Here is a 19,387-nt window from a genome sequence, read left to right on the forward strand (position 1 = left end):
GCCGTGCGCTGTGATCCACCCAGCGGTCGTCCGCCGGAATCATGCTGCGGCGGGCAGCCCGGTGCGGGTGCGCTGGATGAGGTCGGCAACCTCGGGGTGCCCCTTCCAGGGTGTGAGGGCGCGGGTGACGTCGTGGAGGTAGCTGTGGGCGCGGGAGGAGTGGACGTTGCTGAGGATGCGCAGCGAGGTGTTCGCGGCGGTGAGGCCGCGTTCGAGTTCGCGGTTCTGGAGGTGGCTGGTGGCCAGGACGGCCATGCGGATGCCGGTGGCGCGGGTGAAGCGGTCCGCCGGCATGGGCTCGGCGAGCTCGTTCCAGGCGAAGGCGCCCTTGGGGTCGGCGAGGTCGCGGTGTACTTCTGTGGCGTCGGCGGCGAGCCGGGCGTGGGTCATGTAGGCGAGCTGCTCCGGGTCGTGACTGCCCGGTCGGATGGAGTCGAGTAGCTCCTCGGTCCGGCCGAGTGCGGCTTTGGCCGCTTTGGCGTTTCCGGTTCGCCCGTGAGCGCGGGCCTCGGCCAGCTTCGCGAAGGCCAGCACTCTGGGTGCGGCGTGTCCGAGACCGCGCTCGTAGGCGCCTTCGGCCATGTCAGCGGCTTGGTCGGGGTAGCCTCGCAGGAAGGTCTGCAGGGCCATGGTGGCCAGCACGTAGCAGCCGCTCTCCACGTTGCCGCCGACCCGTGCCAGGCGCAGGGCCTGGACGAAGTGGCGCTGGGCGACATCGTGGTGGCCGGTGTCGACCGCTGACCAGCCCACGACCCGGGACAGCTCAGCGGTCGCCGCGAACAGCTCACGCCCGATAGTCTCGGTGTAGGTGCCGGTCAGCAGCGGTGCGGCGTTCAGGCGCAGGCATTCGGTGACGGAGCTGGCCTTCCAGTTCCCGCCGCCGAAGCGAGAGTCCCACAGCCGGGCTTCATCGGCTGCCTTCCACAGCTCAGCGAGGTCGCTGCGTCCGACCTGTCGGCCGCCTTCGTGCGCGGTCGCGGCGTCGGTCGGCTTGGCCAGCCAGCGGGTGACCGGGGTGGCAAAGGCGGCGATGGCGAAGCCGTTGCTGATGAGCTGACGGCGGGAGCGGTCCACGGTTCTCCAGTAGGTCGCGGCGACACGGATCGCATCGACGGGGTCGCGGGCGAAATCCAACCCCACGTCAGGGTTTCCGCCCGACCTGCTGTACATGCCGATCTCGGTCACGCTCACCGCTCTGCCGAGGCGTTCGCCCAGCGCAGCGGCCAGGAACTCCGGCGTCCGGCCGCGCGGAATCATTCCGAGATTCACCCATCTGGCGACACTGGTGTGTTCGTACTTGAGCGGTACACCGGCCGCGGCTCCGAGCTTGTTGACCTGCGCGGCCAGGGACTTGTGGCTCGCTCCCGCCTGTTTGACGAGCCGGGCCAGATCCTCGTTCGGATGGCCCTGGCGGTCCTTCGTGGGCGCCACCGAGCCCCCTCATGCCAGCCGGTGTCCTGCGGCGTGGATGCCGCGGGTGCGGGATCCGAGCGTAGGACGCGAGGGCGACGCGCGGGAACCGGATGTGCGTTGTTCGCCCCCCTAGTTCGCCTCCCGCGCACCTGAGGTCCGGCGGTTCTCTGGATGCAGGCGGCGGCTCGCCGAAAGGCACGCACCCCGCAGTCGCGGGGATCCGCCGTCCCTTCCCGGTCCACGACCAAAGTGGGTGTCAGATGTACGAAGTCCTCGTCACCGGCGGTGCCGGCTTCATCGGTTCGCACTTCGTCCGGCGGATACTGCGCCGGGACGACGTGTCCCGGGTGACCGTGCTGGACGCGCTCACCTATGCGGGGCACACCGAGAACCTGGGGGAGGCCTTCCTCGACCCGAGGCTGGCATTCGTCCATGGCAACATCCTCGACGGGCCGCTCGTGGACGAGCTCATGGCCCGGCACACGGCCGTCGTCCACCTCGCCGCCGAGTCCCACGTCGACCGCTCTCTCACCACGGCCGCCAACTTCCTCACGACGAACGTCTTGGGCACGCAGACCCTCGCCGCCTCCGCCGGACGCCACGGGATCGAGAAATTCGTGCACGTCTCGACGGACGAGGTGTACGGATCACTTCCCGAAGGCTCGGCGAGCGAGGACAACCTCGTACAGCCCAGCGTCCCGTACGCCGCGTCGAAGGCTGCCAGCGACCTCGTGGCCCTGAGCCACTTCCAGACGTACGGCCTGCCGGTCTGCGTGACGCGCAGCTCGAACAACTACGGGCCCCACCAGTTCCCCGAGAAGATCATCCCCCTCTTCATCACCCGACTCCTGCGGGGCGAGAAGGTGACCCTGCACGGCCAGGGTCAACACGTACGGAACTGGCTGCACGTCGAGGACAACTGCGCGGGCGTCGAACTCGTGCTGTGCGAAGGGGAGCCGGGCGAGATCTACAACCTGGGCGGCGGCACGGACCTCACGGGTCGGGACCTGACCGCCAAACTCCTGGCCCTGTGCGGCAAGGACTGGGACTCGGTGACCTACATTCCCGATCGGCAGGCCAACGATCTGCGGTACTCGATGCTCTGGGACAAAGTCGCCCTTCTCGGCTTCCGGCCGGCCCGCGACCTCGACGAGGGTCTGGCCGAAACCGTCGACTGGTACCGGCGCAACCCCGACCGCTGGGCCCCGATGACGCGCACCCCGTACGCCGCCCGAGCCACGGACACGGCCGCACCCGCAGGCGAGGAAGCCCATGCCCACTGACCGGCACATCCCGCGCAGGATCCTGGTGACCGGTGTCGGCGCCAACCCGGGCTTCGGGCTGACCCGCAGCCTCATGCGCCTGGGCCACACGGTCGTCGCGGCCGACGCGAACCCGCTGGCCCCCGGGTTCCTGCTGCCCTCCGCAGTACCCCGGGTCATCCCTCTCGCCAGTGACCCCGACTACCCCGGCGTCATGGCCCGCCTGTGCCGGGAGCTTGCGGTGGAGGCAGTGGTGGCCGGTATCGAGCCGGACCTGGCGCCTTTGACCAGCATGGTGGACCAACTGGACGCCCAGGGCGTACGCCTATGGCTCCCGGATGCCTGGTCGGTGAGCGCCTGTACGGACAAGGCCCTCTTCCACGAGGTGCTGAACGAGCACGGCATCGCGACCCCGCGCACCTGGCGGCCGCAGGAGATCGACCAGGTTCCGGACGGCACCCAGCTGGTCGTCAAGCCCCGGCACGGCCATGGCGCGCAAAACGTCCACTTCGTCCGTCGCCGGGAGCACGCGCGCGTTCTGTGCGAGCTCGTCCCCGAGCCCATCGTGCAGGAGCGGATCTACGGCTGCGAGTTCACGGCGGACTGCCTGGTGGACCGGACAGGACGCGCCTCGGTCATTCTGCGCCGCCGGGATCTGGTCAAGGCGGGCCTCGCCGCGGTGTCCACCACGTTCGATGACCTGAACGTGCGCGACCTCGTGGTGCAGACGCTGAGCGCCGTCGACGCCTCAGGGGTCTGCTGCGTCCAGGGATTCGTCTGCGGCGACGGCACGATCACGATCACCGAGCTGAACCTGCGTATCGCCGGCGGCTTCCCCCTGACCGAGGCAGCCGGAGCGGACCTCGTCGGACAGATGGTCAACGGCCTGTTCGGCTTGCCGGTCGACCACAGCCGCCTCACCTACCGGGCCGGCGTGTTCCTGACCAACTACATCGAGACCCTGGCCGTCGGCGACGTCGCCGAGCTTGAGCGCACGACCGCAGTGAAGGGAGAAGCACGATGACCGCATCAGCGAGGCCCGATGCCCGGCGCAATGCCAGCCCGCACCTGTACGGGCGGGAGACCGCAGCGATCGCGGGCGTCTTGGAAGGTGGGCAGTACGGACACAGCGACGTCACCGAGGAGTTCGAGCGGCGGATCGCCGACTTCCTGGGCGTCCCCGAGGCCGTGGCCGTCGCCTCCGGCACCGCAGCCCTCCACACCGCCCTGCTCGCCTCCGGGATCGGCCCCGGCCGCGAGGTGATCGTGCCGTCCATGACGTTCTGCGCGACCGTGCAGGCCATCCTGGCCGTCGGGGCCACCCCGCGGTTCGTCGACATCGATCCCGCCACCCTGTGTGTCAGTGACCAGCTCCTCATGGATGCCGTCACCGACAAGACGGCCGCCGTCCTCCCGGTCCTGTTCGGCGGCCGACCCATCGACCTCCGCGTCATCCGGGAGGAGCTCGATGAACGAGGCGTCGTCGTCATCGAGGACGCGGCGCACGCCTTCGGCTCCCGACACGGCACACGCCGTGTCGGGGCGGACGGGGCGCTGACCTGCTTCTCGTTCGGGCCTGTCAAGAACCTCACCTGCGGCCAGGGCGGCATGGTCATCCCCCGCACGCCCGCGGAAGCCGACACGATCCGGCGGATCCGGCTCCTGGGCGTGGTCCAGTCCCAGGGCGAGCGCGCGAACACCACCAGCTACCGCGTGGACGGCTTCGGCCTGCGCTACCAGCTCTCAGCCATCAACGCCGCCGTCGGCCTGGTCCAGCTCGACGGCTTCCAGGCCACCGAGGACGCCCGCCGGCACTTGTGGCGTACCTACCGGGACGCACTCGCCCCGCTGGACGGCGTGACGCTCGTCGATGTCGACGTGGAACACGCCGTGCCGCACCTGTGCCAGGTCCGTGTGCCCAACCGGGACGAGGTGTTCGCCAACCTCCGGGGCCGGGACATCGGAGTGGGTGTCCACTACCCGCCCAACCACCTCCAGCCCGCGTTCGCCGCCTGGCACCGCTGCCTGCCGGCCACCGAGCAAGCCGGTGAGGAGATCCTCAGCCTGCCGTTCCACCAGCACCTCACCGAGACGGACATCGACCGTGTGGTGACCTCGCTCGAACAGGCCCTCAAGTCCGTCGGAGGATCGTGATGCGCAAGATCCTGACCGTATGTCTGGGGAACCACTGCCGAAGCCCGTTCGCTCAGGTCGCGCTCACCCGCAGGGGCGGGGCGGCGGTAACCGTCCGTTCCGCCGGGCTGATCGGCAAATGGCAGGACCAGCCCGCCAACCCGTCCATGATCAACGCCGCCCGCCGGTTCGGGCACGACCTCACCCACCACCGCGGACAGCAGATCACCCTGGAGGACCTGGACTGGGCGGATGACGTCCTGGCGATGGACGCCGCCGTCCTCGGCACGCTCCGCGCCATCGACGGCGGCCAGAACACCCACAAACTCCGCCTCTACCTCCCCGGCCGCGACGTTCCCGACCCGATGAGCCAGGACGAGGACACGTTCAACGACTGCGCCGTGATGATCGAGGCCGGCACAGCCCTGCACATCGGACGACGCCGCCCGTAATGCGGATGATCAGCCGGATGCGGCGGACAGCACCACGTCCACGAGCCTGTCCGCCGCATCCGGCCGCCCATGCGCCCGAGCCCGCTCCGCCATCGCCGCCCGCAGGGCGGGGTCGGTCAGGAGCGGGCCCACCGCGTTCTGCAGAGCCTGTCCGGTGACCTCGCCGAGCAAAGCGAGTGCCGCACCCGCGTCGGCCAGATGACGGGCATTGTGCGCCTGCTCATTGCCGGCCGACGTGGCGAGCGGGACGAACACCGCCGCCTTGCCGAGTGCGGTCAGCTCAGCCAAAGTTCCGGCCCCGCTGCGGGACACCACGATGTCGGCCAGCGCCAGCACGTCCGGCAGCTCCGGACCGACGAACCCGGTCAAGTGATACCGGCCCGCGAGAACCGGGTCCAGCCCGGCAGAGGCCACCCGCAGCTCATCGACGTTCCCCGGACCACACTGGTGGATCACGTTCGCGTGACTCAGCAGCCAAGGCAGCACGTCCCGGATCACAGCATTGATCTGCTGCGCGCCCTGCGCCCCACCGGTGACGTAGACCGTCGGCAGACGCCGGTCGAACCCGTACAGGTTCAGTGCCTCGACCGCCTTGTCCGCCTGGCCGCCCAGCACTTCCGGCCGCACCGGGTTCCCGGTGACGATCGCACGCTCGCGCACGTTGGCAGGCAACACCGCCAGCGAGGACTCCGAGGACACCGCGATACGCGTCGCTGAACTCGCGAGCTTGCGGTTGGCCAGGCCCAGCCGGACGGTCTGCTCGTGCAGGACCAGCGGACGGCGGCACAGCCGCGCGGCCAGCCCGGCCGGGACCGCAACGTACCCACCCGTCGCGAGAACGACGTCCGGCTGGAATTCGGACACGATCGTCCGGGCCTGGGCCACACCGAGCGGCACCCGGGCCATGTCCTTCACATTCGAGGCGGACATCATCTTGAGCGGGTTCGCCGAACGACGGATCTTCCCCGTGGCCACCGTCCTGAACGCGATCCCCTCCGCCGGAGCGACACGCGCCTCAAGACCCTCCGCAGTTCCGATCCACAGGACGTCCAGCGTGCTGCCCGCATCCGCGAGGCGGCCCTGCAAAGTCCGGATCGCCGTAAGGGCCGGGTAGGTGTGACCGCCAGTCCCACCGCCCGTCACGAGGAGACGGAACGAACGCGGCAGCGCGGAGGAAGTGTTCACCCCACGCACCCTACTGGCTGCCCAGCCGCTCACTCTGAAGGGTGCAGCGTCGTGCTCCGCGACGGGCTCCACCCCGAATGGCGCGTACTGCTCGTACGCCACCTCCACCTAGCCCCCCCTGCGGCACCCGGCCACCCCCAGCCCGTAGCCGGCGTCTCAGCGGTAGCGGGCGGCGGCGGCTGCGAAGGCGGGGGCCTCGGCGGGAGTCTGGGCCACTACGGCGACCCAGGAGAGGTCGGCGAACTCGATGTGCATGCGGCCCTTCTGGTGCAGGCCCGTCGCGTTCGCGCGGACGACGGTGACCGCCGACCGCGGGACCTCCCAGAACTGCTTCATCGTGGGCGTCGACTGCCACAGCGGCGAGACGTCCGTCAGGCCGAACCAGCGCCGGTCCGTCACGACGAGGACGTCCGTCGCCGCGCCCCGCGCGTTGGCCCGGCCGATCAGGAACCGGCCGGCCGCGCTCTGCCAGCCACCCTCCATACCGGGGCCGTCCGCCGGGTCCGGGCGCCGGTCGGCCGCCGGGTCGTCCCGGCGTTCGTCGTGCGCGCGGGCCTTGAAGAACTGCTGGAGGGGGCGCGGGAGCTTCTCCTCGATCCGCCGGCCGAGCGCCGCCGGCTCCGGCGGCGCGAGCAGGTCCTCCGGCGGGCTCGGCACGCCCGGACCCGGTTCGCAGGCACATACGGCGATCAACCGCTCGTCCGGCTGCAGGAAGTCCTCGGCCTGGCGGCGCCTGTCCTGGTTCAACGCGCTTGCTCCTACTGCTCAGTAACGTCGAGTGCGTCCCCAATTGTCCTCGAAGCGGAATGCCGCGTTACCACCGGCCCCCACACCCCCCTGCGGGATGCATCCCGCAGGCCGATGTCCGTACCCGGAGCGGCCGTTAGGGTCGCGGCATGGACATCTCATCAGGGCAGGTGGGCGGGGGTCGGCCGGCCTTTCGGTGGCGGGTCGCGGCCCTGTGGACGGGCGCCGCGCTCGGCACCCTCGTACTGTGGAACCTCGCATTCCGCGTCCCCCTCGGCGTCGGGGACCGGATCTTCGAAGTGGGGCCGCTCCTCGCGATCGCCTTCGCGCTGACCGGCGCCCTCCTGGTGCGGCGGACGCCGCTCACCGCCCTCTCCCTGATGCTCCTCGGCACGTACCTGGTGCTCTTCCTCGGCCGGAGCCCCGAGCTCACCCTCGTCACGGTGCTGCCCGCCGCCGTGGCGCTCGGCGCGGTCGCGGCCACCCGCTCGCGCCGGGTGACCCTGTCGGCCGTGAGCATCACCGTCCTGCTGCTGCTCACCGCCCAGTTCGCGCTGCCCGCGACCGGCTCCGCCGGCGTCCTCACCCAGAGCCAGCTGCCGATCGTCGTCCTCGCCTGGCTGATGGGCGACTCCGTACGGCGCGGCCGCGAGGCCGCCGCGCAGGCGCAGGCCCGGGCCACCGAACAGGCCCTGACCGACGAGCGGCTGCGCATCGCCCGCGAGTTGCACGACATGGTCGCCCACAGCATCGGCGTCATCGCCATCCAGGCCGGGGTCGGCAGCCGGGTCATCGAGACGCAGCCCGCACAGGCCCGCGAGGCGCTCCGGGCCATCGAGGCCACCAGCCGCGAGACCCTCGCGGGGCTGCGCCGCACGCTGGTCGCCCTGCGCCGCAGCGAGCCCGCGTCACCGGAGCCCGCGTCGCTGGCGCCCGCGCCGGGCCTGGACGGCGTCGACCGGCTCGCCGCGGCCACCGCGGGCGATACGGGCGTACGGGTGGACGTGGTGTGGTCGGGGGAGCGGCGGCCGCTGCCCGGCGACATCGAGCTGGCCGCGTTCCGCATCGTGCAGGAGGCACTGACCAACGTGGTCCGGCACGCGCGCGCCGACGGCTGCCGGGTGGAGATCGCGTACGGACGGGACGAACTGGCCCTGGAGATCACCGACGACGGGCGCGGCCTCCCGGAAGGCGCCGCACCCGGCCCCGGGTTCGGCCTCACGGGCATGCGGGAGCGCACCGCCCTGCTGAACGGCCGCTTCGAGGCCGGAGCCCGCGACGGCGGAGGTTTCCGCGTCACGGCGGCCCTCCCCCTCCCGCAGCCGGAACGACCCGCACCGCAGGAACGGAAGGAGAAGGCATGAGCGGCATCGGCAACGTCCGGGTACTGCTCGCCGATGACCAGCCCCTGGTCCGCTCGGGGCTGCGCGTCCTGATGGCCGACACCCCGGACCTGGAGGTGGTGGGCGAGGCCGCGAACGGCGCCGAGGCGGTCCGCATGAGCGCCGAGCTCGCCCCCGACGTGGTGGTGATGGACATACGGATGCCGGAGATGGACGGCATCGAGGCCACCCGCCGGCTCACGGCCGCCGACCCCGGCGGCGCCCGCGTGCTGATCCTGACCACCTTCGACGAGGACGAGCACGTGTACGGGGCGCTGCGCGCCGGCGCCAGCGGTTTCGCCGTGAAGGACATGGCGCTGGACGACATCCTCGCCGCCGTCCGCGTGGTCGCGGCGGGCGACGCCCTCATCGCGCCGGGCGTCACCCGCCGCCTGATAGCCGACTTCGTCGCGGGCCCGGCGCCCGCTCCCGAGCGCGTCCCGGCGATCACGGGGCGGGAGCAGGAGGTGCTGACCCTGGTGGGGCGGGGCCGGTCGAACGGCGAGATCGCGCAGGACCTGTTCATCACGGTGGCCACGACGAAATCGCACGTGGCCCGGCTGCTGACGAAGCTGGACGCCCGGGACCGGGTGCAACTGGTGATCAAGGCCTACGAAATGGGCCTGGTCGCGCCGCCCCGGTAGGGCCGCACGAGAACCAGTGGGTGGCGGCGTACGGTCGTGCACGCCCCGAGCGCGGCACGGCAGCCGCCACCCCACGACCCGCACTCGTCAAGGTCTGCCCTTGGCGTCCCCTCGCGACGAATCGCTCAGTACAAGGGTGATCAACAGTTGACGAACCGTCAACACCTCGTTAGAGGTACACGCGCGGTTCCCACGTCGACCGGCAGTCCGCGGGCTTGTCGGCGCGGTCGATCTCGCACCAGATCCGTTTGCCCGCTCCCTCGCGCTGCCACCCCCAGCGGTCGGCCAGTCCGTCCACCAGCTCCAGCCCGCGCCCGCCCGTGTCGTCCCCGGCGGCCTGCCTGCGGGCCGGACCGCGGGCGCTGGCGTCGGCGACCTCGACCCGAACGCCCGGCTCCCCGAAGAGCATCCGCAGGACGGCCGGACAGCCGGTGTGCACGACCGCGTTGGTGACCAGCTCGGAGATCAGCAGGATCAGCGTCTCGGCGAGCGGTTCGTCGTCCCCTATGCCCGACCCCGCCAGCCGGGACCGCGCCCAGCGGCGGGCCCGGCCGACCTCGGCGGGGTCCGGTCCTACCTCCAGCTGTACCTGAAGCACCTGCACCGCTCACACCATCCGAACCGGCGGACACTTCGCCTCGCGACAGGATGGGATCACCGAGTGTGATCCCCTTACGAAGCAGCATGGTTGACATACAGTCACCACAACAAGCGCTTCGGGCATATTCCAGCGCGAAGGAGTAGGCGTGGTGCATACTGCGCGTCGCTCGCGCTGCTGGGCCGCTCGCATTCCCGGGAGCGTACCGGAGCAGGCCCCGGAGTCCGGGCCGCAATGAGCCGGGCCAAGGACACAAACCGATATCAACTCTCCGTAATCGGACATGCGTCCCGGGCTGTCCCGACCGTGCCCCACCCCGCTCCCGTCCCGCGCCATTTCGTGACAGGGAGCTACATGCCAGGGAGCTACATCGAAGCCGCCGCCGGCTCCGCCCCCGGCCCCGCCGCCAGTTCGGCCGCCAGCAGCTCCTCCGCCTCCCCCGCCGTCCGCCACTGCTCGGCGCGCACCCAGGCCCGCTTGAGGTGCAGGTGCACGTCCGCCTCCCACGTGAACCCCATCCCGCCGTGCACCTGGAGGCAGTCGCGGGCGTTGCGTACGGCGGCCTCGTCGGCCAGCAGCTTGGCCCCGGCCACCTCCGCCGGGTCCGCCGTCACCGCCGCCGCGTAGACCGCCGTACGGGCCACCTCGGCCCGCACCAGCATCTGCGCGCACAGGTGCTTGACCGCCTGGAACGCCCCGATCGGCTGCCCGAACTGCTCGCGCTCGCGCCCGTACCGCACCGCCAGCTCCACCGTGCGCAGTGCGCTGCCGACCTGGAGGGCGGCCGTCAGCAGCGCGCCCTCGTCGCGGTACGCCTCCCCGCCGGCCGCCCGCGAAGCCACCCTGTACAGCGGGGTGAGCGGGTCCGCCGAGGGCACCGGCTCACCCGAAAGGAGCAACGGCGCGGCGAGCACCGCGTCCGCCTCACCGAGGTGGGCCACCAGCGACCCGCCCAGGTCGAACGCCGTGACCACCGCCCGCCCTTCGGCCGCCCCCGCGACCGTCCCCGCCGCCAGGTGCGTGGCGACCAGCGGCCCCGGCAGCAGCGACCGGCCCGCCTCCTCGAAGACGAGGACCGCCTCGGGCAGCCCCAGCCCGACCCCGCCCCGCTCCTCCGGGAGCCGCAGCGCGAAGAACCCGGCCTCGCCGAGCTCCCGCCACAGCCCCCGGTCCAGGGCCCCGCCCGCGTCCACCGAGGCCCGCAGCGCCTCGCGCCCGTACCGGCCCGCCAGCAGCTCCCGTACACCGGCCCGCAGGTCGCGCTGCTCGTCCGTCAACCGGAAGTCCACGGCCCTCACCGGCCCTTCGGGAGGCCGAGGATCCGCTCGGCGACGATGTTCCGCTGGATCTGCGAGGTGCCCGCCGCGATCGTGTACGAGAGGGACGAGAGCCGGTCCAGGGCCCATTCCCCGTCCAGCGCGAGGGAGTCCGCCCCCAGCACCTCGGCGGCGGCGTCGTACAGCTCCTGGCGCGCGTGCGAGTAGGCGAGCTTGAAGACGGAGCCGCCGACGCCCGGCACCCCGCCCGAGGCTTCGGACTCGCTGACGTTCCACTGGGTGAGCCGCCACAGCGCGCCGAACTCCCCGTACAGCCGCCCGAGCCGGCGCCGCAGCACCGGATCGTCCCAGCGGCCGTTCGCCTTCGCGGTGCGCGCGAGCTCGCCCAGGGTGCGGCGGCAGGCCACGACCTCGCCGACGAAGGCCGTCCCCCGCTCGAAGGAGAGGGTGACCATGGTGACGCGCCAGCCGTCGTTCTCCTCCCCGACCCGGTTCGCGACGGGCACCCGGACCTCGTCGAGGAACACCTCCGCGAACTCGGTCGATCCGGCGAGGGTGCGCAGCGGCCGGACGGTGATCCCGGGCGCGTCCATGGGCATGGCCAGCCAGGAGATCCCGCGGTGCTTGGGGGTCTCCGCACTGATGGGATCCGTCCGTACGAGCAGCTCGCACCAGTCGGCGGCCTCCGCGTGCGAGGTCCAGATCTTCGAGCCGGTGATCACGTAGTCCTCGCCGTCGCGCACGGCGCGCGTGCGCAGCGCGGCCAGGTCGGAGCCCGCGTCGGGCTCGCTGAACCCCTGGCACCACACCTCGTCCCCGCGCAGTACGGGCGGCAGCCAGCGCGCCCGCTGCGCGGCCGTGCCCTCGGCGGCGATGGTCGGGCCGGCGTGCAGGAGTCCGACGAAGTTGGCGCCGACGTACGGGGCGCCGGCGCGCTCGGTCTCCTCCAGGAAGATCAGGTGCTGGGTGGGGGTGGCCCCGCGCCCGCCCGCGTCCGCGGGCCAGTGCAAGCCGGCGTACCCGGCGTCGTACAGCCTGCGCTGCCAGCCGCAGTCGTAGGCGCGCCGGCCGGGCCAGTCGTCGGGGGACGGCTTGGCGGGCAGCTCGGGCAGGGTCTTGCCGAGCCACTCGCGCAGCCGGGCCCGGAAGTCCTGCTCCTCCTGCGTGTACGTCAGATCCATCAGCGGTTCTCGTCCATGGACAGGCCGAGCATGCGGATGGCGTTCCCGCGCATCAGCTTGTAGACGGTTTCCTCGTCGAGGCCCTTCACGTGGTCGAGGGCGACCTCCTTGGTGTGCGGGAAGGTCGAGTCCACGTGCGGGTAGTCGGTCTCGAAGGTGGCGTTGTCGCGGCCGACGACGTCGAGCGAGGCGATGCCGTGCTTGTCGCGGAAGAAGCAGCAGAACATCTGCCGGTAGTAGTACGTGGACGGCGGCTCGGGGATGAGGTCGCGGACCCCGCCCCAGGCGCGGTGCTCCTGCCAGACGTCGTCGGCGCGTTCGAGGGCGTACGGGATCCAGCCCATCTGACCCTCGCTGTACGCCAGCTTCAGCGTCGGGAACTTCACCAGTACCCCGCTGAACAGGAAGTCCATCATCGAGGCCATGGCGTTGTTGAAGCTGAGCGAGGCCTGGACGGCGGGCGGGGCGTCGGGCGAGGCGGCGGGCATCTGGGAGCTGGACCCGATGTGCATGTTGACGACCGTGCCCGTCTCCTGGCAGACGGCGAAGAAGGGGTCCCAGTAGCCGGAGTGGATGGAGGGCAGCCCCAGGTACGTCGGGATCTCGGAGAAGGTCACGGCGCGCACCCCGCGGGCGGCGTTGCGCCGGATCTCGGCGACGGCGAGGTCGATGTCCCAGAGCGGGATGATGCAGAGCGGGATGAGCCGGCCGCCGCTGTCGCCGCACCACTCCTCGACCATCCAGTCGTTGTACGCGCGCACGCAGGCGAGGGCGACCTCCTTGTCGTGGGCCTCCGCGAAGGTCTGGCCGCAGAAGCGCGGGAAGGTCGGGAAGCAGAGCGAGGCCTCGACGTGGTTGAGGTCCATGTCGGCGAGGCGCGCCTTCGGATCCCAGCAGCCGCGCCGCATCTCCTCGCGGGTGATCCCCTCCAGGGTCATGTCGTCGCGGTCGAAGCCGACGGCGGCGATGTTGCGCTTGTACGGGAACTTCAGGTCCTCGTAGATCCACCAGTCGGTCGGCGGGCCGTCGGGGTCCATGGAGATCACGTACTTGCCGCCGGTGTACTGGAGCTCGCCGATCCCGGCGGTGAGCGCCTTGGGTCCGCGGTCGCGGTACTTGGCCGGCAGCCAGACGTCGAAGAGGTGCGCGGGTTCGATGACGTGGTCGTCGACGCTGATGATCCGAGGCAGTTCCATGGTTTCCCCTCGCCGCAAGCCGGATGAGTGCCTGAGTGGATCCTGAGTGGATCCGAGCGTGAATCTGATGGATCGTCAGAAACGATTTCGCCTCCAAGCTAGCTCCGCCACCCCTGGACCGACAAGCGCCGGAGGCCTACGCTCTGCGCTGCATCTGACGACACGTCAGTTACGGGAGGCTGGGGATGGCGGACACCAAGGACACGGCGATACGGCTGAGCCACTCCCCCACCCTGTGGGAGCTGGTCGCGGCGCGGGCCGCGCTGAGCCCCGGCGCCACCGTGCTGATCGAGGCGGCCGACGACCCAGCCGACGACCCCGCCCACGCCTCCGCCGACGACGACCGCAAGCTCACCTTCGCCGAGCTCCGCGACCGCTCCGAGCAGGTCGCGGCGGGGCTGTACGAGATGGGCGTACGCCCCGGCACCGTCGTCGCCTGGCAGCTGCCCACCCGGATCGAGACGGTGCTGCTCTGCCTCGCCCTGGCCCGGATCGGGGCCGTCCAGACCCCGGTGATCCCCTTCTACCGCGACCGTGAGGTGGGCTTCGCGCTGCGCGAGTCCAAGGCCGAGTTCTTCGCCGTCCCGGGCGTCTGGCGGGGCTTCGACCACACCGCGATGGCCGAACGCCTCGGCGCGCGCGGCGTCTTCGAGGCCTACGACTCCCTCCCGGCCGCGGACCCCGCCGTACTTCCCGCACCCCCGTCCGAAGGCACGTCCGTCCGCTGGATCTACTGGACCTCCGGGACCACCTCCGACCCCAAGGGCGTCCTGCACACCGACCGCTCACTGATCGCGGGCGGCTCCTGCCTGGCCCACGCCCTGCACCTGGGCCCGGCCGACGTCGGCTCGATGGCCTTCCCGTACGCGCACATAGGCGGCCCGGACTACCTGGTGATGCTGCTCCTGTACGGCTTCCCCGCGGTCCTCTTCGAGAAGTTCGCGATGCCGGACGCGCTGGCCGGCTACCGGCGCCACGGGGTCACGGTGGCCGGCGGCTCGACGGCCTTCTACTCGATGTTCCTGACGGAGCAGCGCAAGGAACCGGGGTCCAAGCTCATCCCCACCCTGCGCCTGCTCGCGGGCGGCGGCGCCCCGAAGCCGCCGGAGATCTACCACGCGGTCGTCCGCGAACTGGGCTGCCAGCTCACCCACGGCTACGGCATGACCGAGGTCCCGATGATCACCATGGGCGCCCCGGACGACACCCCGGAGCACCTGGCCACGACGGAGGGTCGCCCCCCGGCCGGCATGTCGATCCGCATCACGACGCCCGACGGCGAACCCCTGCCCCCGGACACGGACGGCGAGGTCCGGCTGCGCGGCGAGGCGGTCTGCCGGGGCTACCTGAACCGGGAGGCCCGCCCGGCGGAGGTCTTCGACGCCGACGGCTACCTGATCACCGGCGACCTCGGCCACCTGACACCGGACGGCTACCTCGTCCTCACCGGCCGCAGCAAGGACGTGATCATCCGCAAGGGCGAGAACATCTCCGCGAAGGAGATCGAGGACCTCCTGCACCTGCTCCCGGGCATCGGCGACGTGGCCGTGATCGGCCTCCCGGACCCGGAGCGCGGCGAACGCGTCTGCGCGGTCGTGGAACAGCCACCGGGCGCGACCCCCCTGACCCTCCCCCACCTGACGGCCCACCTCCGCGCCCAGGGCCTGTCCCCCCACAAGCTCCCGGAACAACTGGAACTGGTCGAAGCCCTCCCCCGCAACGAAGCCCTCCGCAAAGTCCTCAAATACAAACTCCGCGAGCGCTTCGCGTAGGACACCCCCTGGACCGTCAGTGGCGGATGTCTCATTCAGGACGACCCATCGGTGCGCACACGGGCCGCGTGTCACAATTATTTGTCCTTTTCACACAAGCAGAGCGCCCCTCCGGGTCCCGTTCGCGAGAGGCGTCATGCGAGTCCGCGATACCCCCCTGAGCCGTGTCCGGTGGTCTCACGGCACCGTCGCCGAACTGTTCTCCGGCCGGGACAACAGCCTGGGGCTGCTGCGGCTGCTCCTCGCGTCCGCCGTCGTCCTGTCCCACGCGCGCATCCTCGGATTCGGGTCCCGCGAGTTCGGCTACAGCTTCGCCTCCGGACAGACCGACCTGGGCAAGATGTCCGTCTTCGGCTTCTTCATCCTGTCCGGCATCCTCGTCACCCGCAGCGGCAACCGGCTTCCGATCGGGCGCTTCCTGTGGCACCGGGCACTGCGGCTGCTGCCGGGCCTGTGGGTATGCCTGCTGGTGACGGCCTTCGCCGTGGCGCCGTTCCTGTACTGGCGCCAGCACGGCGGCCTGACGGACTTCTGGAACCACGGCGAGAGCCCCTTCGACTACATCCGGGCCAACTTCGCCATCCGGGTGCACCAGTGGGGCATATCGGGTGTGCTGGACGGCGCCATGAACAAGGGGCTGACCCACAACCGCAGCTTCGACGGTGCACTGTGGTCGCTGGAGTACGAGGTCCTCTGCTACCTCGGCGTCGCCCTGCTCGTCCTCGCCGGGGCGCGGGCCGGCGGAGTGGTCCGAGCACGGCGCGCCGTCCTCGCGGTCGCGGCGGTGCTGGGCTGGTTCGTCCTGACCGAGGCGCTCACGGACCCCCTGACCAACGCGACGGAGATCCCGATGCGCAACGGGATGCCCGACGTGCCGATCGTCGGCGGCTTCGTCGTCAACTGGGTCTTCTACCTCGGCTTCGCCTTCGTCCTCGGAGCGCTCATCGAGGGGTACAAGGAGCGGATCCCGGTCAGCGACCCACTGGGCGTCCTCGCCGGCCTGACCCTGCTGGCCACCCTGCACTACGGCTGGTTCTACGTAGTCGGCGTGCCGGCATTCGCCTACCTGCTGCTGTGGCTCGCGATCCGGCTGCCCAAGCCGTTCCGGCGGGTCGGCAGCAAGCACGACTACTCGTACGGGATCTACATCTACGGCTTCGTCGTGGAGCAGGCGGTGGCCGCGCTCGGCGGTGCCCGCTGGGGCTTCGGCGTCTACCTCGCACTGGCCGCGGGCGGCACCCTGATCGCGGCGGTGCTCTCCTGGCACCTGGTCGAACGCCCGGCCATGCGGCTGAAGGACATCGGCCGCGCCCGCCCGGCTCCGCCGCTGCACTCGGGCGGAGCCGCGGGAGCCCCGGCGGCGGCCGCGGACCAGGATCTGGCCCGCGCGGGCACGGCGGCCCCGTAACGCGCGGCCCCGCAGCGCCGGCGGGGCCGCGGCTGCGGACTACGGCTCCGGCCGCGGTTATGCGTCGGGGGCTTCTACGCCGCAGTACGCGGCGAAGGCCGTCAGGATCTCGTCCTCCGTGATGCGGCCGTCGGCGTCGGCGTCCAGGGTCGTGGCGATCTGGGCGGCCAGTTCGGGCGGGGTGCCCAAGACGCGCAGGACGCGGGCCGCCGCCGTCGGGGTCGTGCCGCGGCCGTCCTCGTCCGCCACCGCGATCACCCCGTGCAGGAACGGCCGCGCGATCTCCGCGAACCTCTGCGGGTTGTCCCGCAGCCGCTTCGCCGCCCCGGTGATGAACTCCTCGCGGGTCACCCGCTGGTCCCCGTCGACGTCCGCGATGCCGGCCATCCCCTGCCAGAAGGCCTCCGCCCCCGCGAAGAGGCCCTGGCCCCTGTCCGACCGCGCGGCGGTGCCGAATTCGGCGAGCACGGCCCTCGCGGCCGCGCTGAAGTCCTCGCGGTCGATGTATCCGTTCCCGTCCTGGTCGAACGTGGCAAACCGGGCGGCGATCTTGCGCTCGTATTCTGCGCTGTCCATATGCGGCGTTCCGCCTTCACATGTGCGGTGGAGTTCAGTTCAAGACAAGGCAGGAGCGTAAGGCCTACGTGGCCTGCTCGTTAAGCGAAGTCGGCAAGCAGGTGGCCGCATCGAACCCGCGCACGGGAAGCGTGGCGGGGCGCGCACACCTGTGCCCATGTGCCGCACCCGGCCCCACCGTTCACACCCCGCACCGCGCCTATCACGCAGAGCGCTCTTCCAGGGCCGCGTTCCCCCAAAACGGGCGCGAACCCGCCTCCGGCGACTACATTCGAGGCGTCGACACACGGCTGGGGGCAGTTATGCCGAAGGACGTACCACCTCGCTGGGACCGCCGTATGCAGCAGCGCCTCGCCCGCGGCGAGGCCGCCGCGCTCGGAGAGCTGTACGACCGCTTCGCCTCGCTCGTGCACAGCCTGGCGAACCGGGTCCTCGGCGACGAGACGGCGGCGGACCGGATCACCCGCGAAGTGTTCGGCTACATCTGGGAGAACCCCGACGCCTACGACCCCAAGCAGGGCTCCATGCGCTCCTGGGTCGCCCGGATCACCCAGGGCCAGGCGGTGGCCCGGCTGCGCCAGGCCGAACTCGGCCGCGGCTCGCGCGAGGAACTCGAACAGAAGGTGCGCAGTGCCAGCGCCGCCGCCCGCGCGGACTACATCGTCACGTCCATGCCCGCGCCGCTGCGCGCCGCGCTGGAGCTCGCGTACTTCAAGCGCCGCGACTACCGGCAGGCCGCCGCCGACCTCCGCATCAGCGAGGACGAGGCCCGGCGCCGGCTGCGCCTTGGCCTCCAACTGCTGTCGACCGCCAACGTCCTCCCGCAGGAGGACACCGCTCCGCCCGGATACGGCCCGCCAGGATATGGAACGCCCCGATGAACGGCCCCGCAGACCCGCCCCACGAGGGATACGAGGAGCAGCGCCGCGGCGGTCCGGCGCGCATACCGGGTCCGCGCGGGGCCGCCGACGACCTCGATCCGCGGCACGCACCGGAGCCGCTGCCCGAGCCTCCCGCCGTACCCGAGCCGCCCCAGCCGCCGCGCACCCACGCCGTACTGAAGTCCCTGCTCGGCGCCTGGGCCCTCGCGGCCTGCTCCGCCGAGGAGACCCAGGCCGTCGAGGACCACCTCACCGAGTGCGCGCAGTGCGCCGAGGAGGCGCTGCGGCTGCGCGACGCCGTGGGCCTGCTGCACCCCGAGGACAACCTGGACCTCAAGCCGCTGCTGCGCTCGCGGGTGCTGGAGGACTGCCTCGGCAGGCGGCCCGCCCGCATCCCGGTGCCGGCGTGGGCGAACCCGTACGACACGGAGACCGCGCGGCTCGACGCGCTGCTGCGCGACTTCGGCGACTCGGAGTGGCAGACCCCCGTACGGCTGAAGTGGTTCGAGGAGGAGCGGCGGCAGTCGCGCCGGACGACGGTGGCCGGCGTGATCGGGCACCTGCTGACGGTGGACGGGCTGGTCGCGACGGCGCTGGGCCTGGACGACCCGCTGGGCCCGGAGGCACCGTCGGGCGCGACGGGCCGCACCGAGCACTTCTGGAGCTCCGCCGAGCAGCCCATCACCCGCCAGATCCGCGAGCCGTGGCGGGAGCAGGGCCACACGCTCGTGCGGACGGTGTCGTTCGCGGGCCGGGGCGTCGGGGAACTGTCGGTGGACTACGGGCCCTTCGCCCTGCCGCTCGGGGACGCGTTCCTGGAGCGGGCCTTCGAGTGCTGGGTGCACGCGTGGGACATCGCCGAGGCGGTGGACTACCCGTACGACCCGCCGTCCGGGCCCCACCTGAACCGGATGATCGACCTGGCGGCGCGGCTGCTGCCGAGCGCGCTGGCCCACCGGCGCCGGGCGGGCCTGGCGGCACCGGCCCGCGGGCTGGTCGCGGCGGGCGCACCGGGGCGGACCCTGCACCTGGAGATCGAGGGGGCGGGCGGCGGCAGCTGGGACATCGCCCTGGACTCCCCGGCGGCGAAGCCGTCGCCGGAGCACACGGTGGCGCAGATCGCGCTGGACGGCGCCGAGTTCTGCCAGCTGGCCGCCGGGCACATCTCCCCGGAGGAGGCGGCCGTGGGCCAGCACGGCGACCGCGAGGCCATCCGCGACGTCCTCTTCGCGGCGGCCTCCCTGAGCCACCTCTAGGCCGCGTCGGCAAGGTCCCGCACG

The 19,387-nt window shown here is 71.7% G+C and carries 18 protein-coding genes; 10 read left to right on the top strand and 8 right to left on the bottom strand.

Annotated elements, in window-relative coordinates; translation table 11 throughout:
- Nucleotides 1-39: 39 nt before the first annotated feature.
- Nucleotides 40-1,431 (bottom strand): sporulation protein, encoded by a 1,392-nt coding sequence (locus OG509_RS16740; protein ID WP_406183350.1) that lies wholly within the window; start codon nt 1,429-1,431, stop codon nt 40-42.
- 242 nt (nt 1,432-1,673) lie between these two features.
- On the opposite strand from OG509_RS16740, the gene OG509_RS16745 reads away from it, so the two are divergent.
- The 4 genes from OG509_RS16745 to OG509_RS16760 are packed head-to-tail and all read left to right on the top strand — an operon-like array spanning nt 1,674 to nt 5,260.
- Nucleotides 1,674-2,696 carry a dTDP-glucose 4,6-dehydratase gene (locus OG509_RS16745; RefSeq protein ID WP_406183351.1) on the top strand — a complete coding sequence of 341 codons (1,023 nt, stop codon included), beginning with the start codon at nt 1,674-1,676 and terminating at the stop codon, nt 2,694-2,696.
- Nucleotides 2,686-3,699, top strand: coding sequence for an ATP-grasp domain-containing protein (locus tag OG509_RS16750; protein WP_406183352.1), 1,014 nt, complete (start codon nt 2,686-2,688; stop codon nt 3,697-3,699). The genes OG509_RS16745 and OG509_RS16750 overlap by 11 nt, the downstream gene beginning before the upstream one ends.
- A complete protein-coding gene (locus tag OG509_RS16755; protein ID WP_406183353.1) occupies nt 3,696-4,829 on the top strand; it encodes a DegT/DnrJ/EryC1/StrS family aminotransferase in 1,134 nt (377 codons plus the stop codon). The genes OG509_RS16750 and OG509_RS16755 overlap by 4 nt, the downstream gene beginning before the upstream one ends.
- Entirely contained in the window at nt 4,829-5,260 is a 432-nt protein-coding gene (locus tag OG509_RS16760) for a low molecular weight phosphotyrosine protein phosphatase (protein ID WP_406183354.1), read from the top strand. Before OG509_RS16755 ends, OG509_RS16760 begins: the two co-directional genes overlap by 1 nt.
- 9 nt (nt 5,261-5,269) lie before the next feature.
- Here the strand turns inward: OG509_RS16760 and OG509_RS16765 are convergent, their stop codons facing one another.
- Nucleotides 5,270-6,445, bottom strand: a complete 1,176-nt coding sequence (locus tag OG509_RS16765) for a UDP-N-acetylglucosamine--N-acetylmuramyl-(pentapeptide) pyrophosphoryl-undecaprenol N-acetylglucosamine transferase (protein ID WP_406183355.1) — start codon at nt 6,443-6,445, stop codon at nt 5,270-5,272.
- A gap of 156 nt (nt 6,446-6,601) precedes the next feature.
- A complete protein-coding gene (locus OG509_RS16770; protein ID WP_406183356.1) occupies nt 6,602-7,192 on the bottom strand; it encodes a hypothetical protein in 591 nt (196 codons plus the stop codon).
- Between the two features lie 149 nt (nt 7,193-7,341).
- On the opposite strand from OG509_RS16770, the gene OG509_RS16775 reads away from it, so the two are divergent.
- Nucleotides 7,342-8,556 (top strand): sensor histidine kinase, encoded by a 1,215-nt coding sequence (locus OG509_RS16775; RefSeq protein WP_406183357.1) that lies wholly within the window; start codon nt 7,342-7,344, stop codon nt 8,554-8,556.
- Complete coding sequence (locus tag OG509_RS16780) at nt 8,553-9,218, top strand: response regulator (protein ID WP_385590299.1); 666 nt, start codon at nt 8,553-8,555, stop codon at nt 9,216-9,218. The genes OG509_RS16775 and OG509_RS16780 overlap by 4 nt, the downstream gene beginning before the upstream one ends.
- Nucleotides 9,219-9,387: 169 nt before the next feature.
- On the opposite strand, the gene OG509_RS16785 is transcribed toward OG509_RS16780, so the two are convergent.
- From OG509_RS16785 to OG509_RS16800, 4 genes are all read right to left on the bottom strand, one after another.
- Nucleotides 9,388-9,822 (bottom strand): ATP-binding protein, encoded by a 435-nt coding sequence (locus OG509_RS16785; RefSeq protein ID WP_385590297.1) that lies wholly within the window; start codon nt 9,820-9,822, stop codon nt 9,388-9,390.
- 359 nt (nt 9,823-10,181) lie between these two features.
- Entirely contained in the window at nt 10,182-11,105 is a 924-nt protein-coding gene (locus OG509_RS16790; protein WP_406183358.1) for an acyl-CoA dehydrogenase family protein, read from the bottom strand.
- Between the two features lie 5 nt (nt 11,106-11,110).
- Nucleotides 11,111-12,274: an acyl-CoA dehydrogenase family protein gene (locus OG509_RS16795; protein WP_406183359.1), complete on the bottom strand. Its 1,164-nt coding sequence runs from the start codon at nt 12,272-12,274 to the stop codon at nt 11,111-11,113.
- Nucleotides 12,274-13,470 (bottom strand): amidohydrolase family protein, encoded by a 1,197-nt coding sequence (locus OG509_RS16800; protein WP_406183360.1) that lies wholly within the window; start codon nt 13,468-13,470, stop codon nt 12,274-12,276. Before OG509_RS16800 ends, OG509_RS16795 begins: the two co-directional genes overlap by 1 nt.
- A gap of 185 nt (nt 13,471-13,655) precedes the next feature.
- Between OG509_RS16800 and OG509_RS16805 the strand changes: the two genes are divergently transcribed.
- Together OG509_RS16805 and OG509_RS16810 are read left to right on the top strand one after the other, a co-directional pair.
- A complete protein-coding gene (locus tag OG509_RS16805) occupies nt 13,656-15,242 on the top strand; it encodes a class I adenylate-forming enzyme family protein (RefSeq protein WP_406183361.1) in 1,587 nt (528 codons plus the stop codon).
- Between the two features lie 136 nt (nt 15,243-15,378).
- Nucleotides 15,379-16,650, top strand: coding sequence for an acyltransferase family protein (locus tag OG509_RS16810; protein ID WP_406183362.1), 1,272 nt, complete (start codon nt 15,379-15,381; stop codon nt 16,648-16,650).
- Between the two features lie 57 nt (nt 16,651-16,707).
- On the opposite strand, the gene OG509_RS16815 is transcribed toward OG509_RS16810, so the two are convergent.
- Nucleotides 16,708-17,226, bottom strand: coding sequence for an EF-hand domain-containing protein (locus tag OG509_RS16815; RefSeq protein WP_385590287.1), 519 nt, complete (start codon nt 17,224-17,226; stop codon nt 16,708-16,710).
- A gap of 302 nt (nt 17,227-17,528) precedes the next feature.
- Between OG509_RS16815 and OG509_RS16820 the strand changes: the two genes are divergently transcribed.
- Together OG509_RS16820 and OG509_RS16825 are read left to right on the top strand one after the other, a co-directional pair.
- Nucleotides 17,529-18,107: a sigma-70 family RNA polymerase sigma factor gene (locus OG509_RS16820; RefSeq protein WP_406183363.1), complete on the top strand. Its 579-nt coding sequence runs from the start codon at nt 17,529-17,531 to the stop codon at nt 18,105-18,107.
- Nucleotides 18,104-19,363, top strand: a complete 1,260-nt coding sequence (locus OG509_RS16825) for a maleylpyruvate isomerase N-terminal domain-containing protein (RefSeq protein WP_406183364.1) — start codon at nt 18,104-18,106, stop codon at nt 19,361-19,363. The genes OG509_RS16820 and OG509_RS16825 overlap by 4 nt, the downstream gene beginning before the upstream one ends.
- The last annotated feature ends 24 nt before the right edge of the window (nt 19,364-19,387 follow it).

The organism is Streptomyces sp. NBC_01006 (assembly GCF_045162725.1).
In the GTDB taxonomy this organism is placed as follows: domain Bacteria; phylum Actinomycetota; class Actinomycetes; order Streptomycetales; family Streptomycetaceae; genus Streptomyces.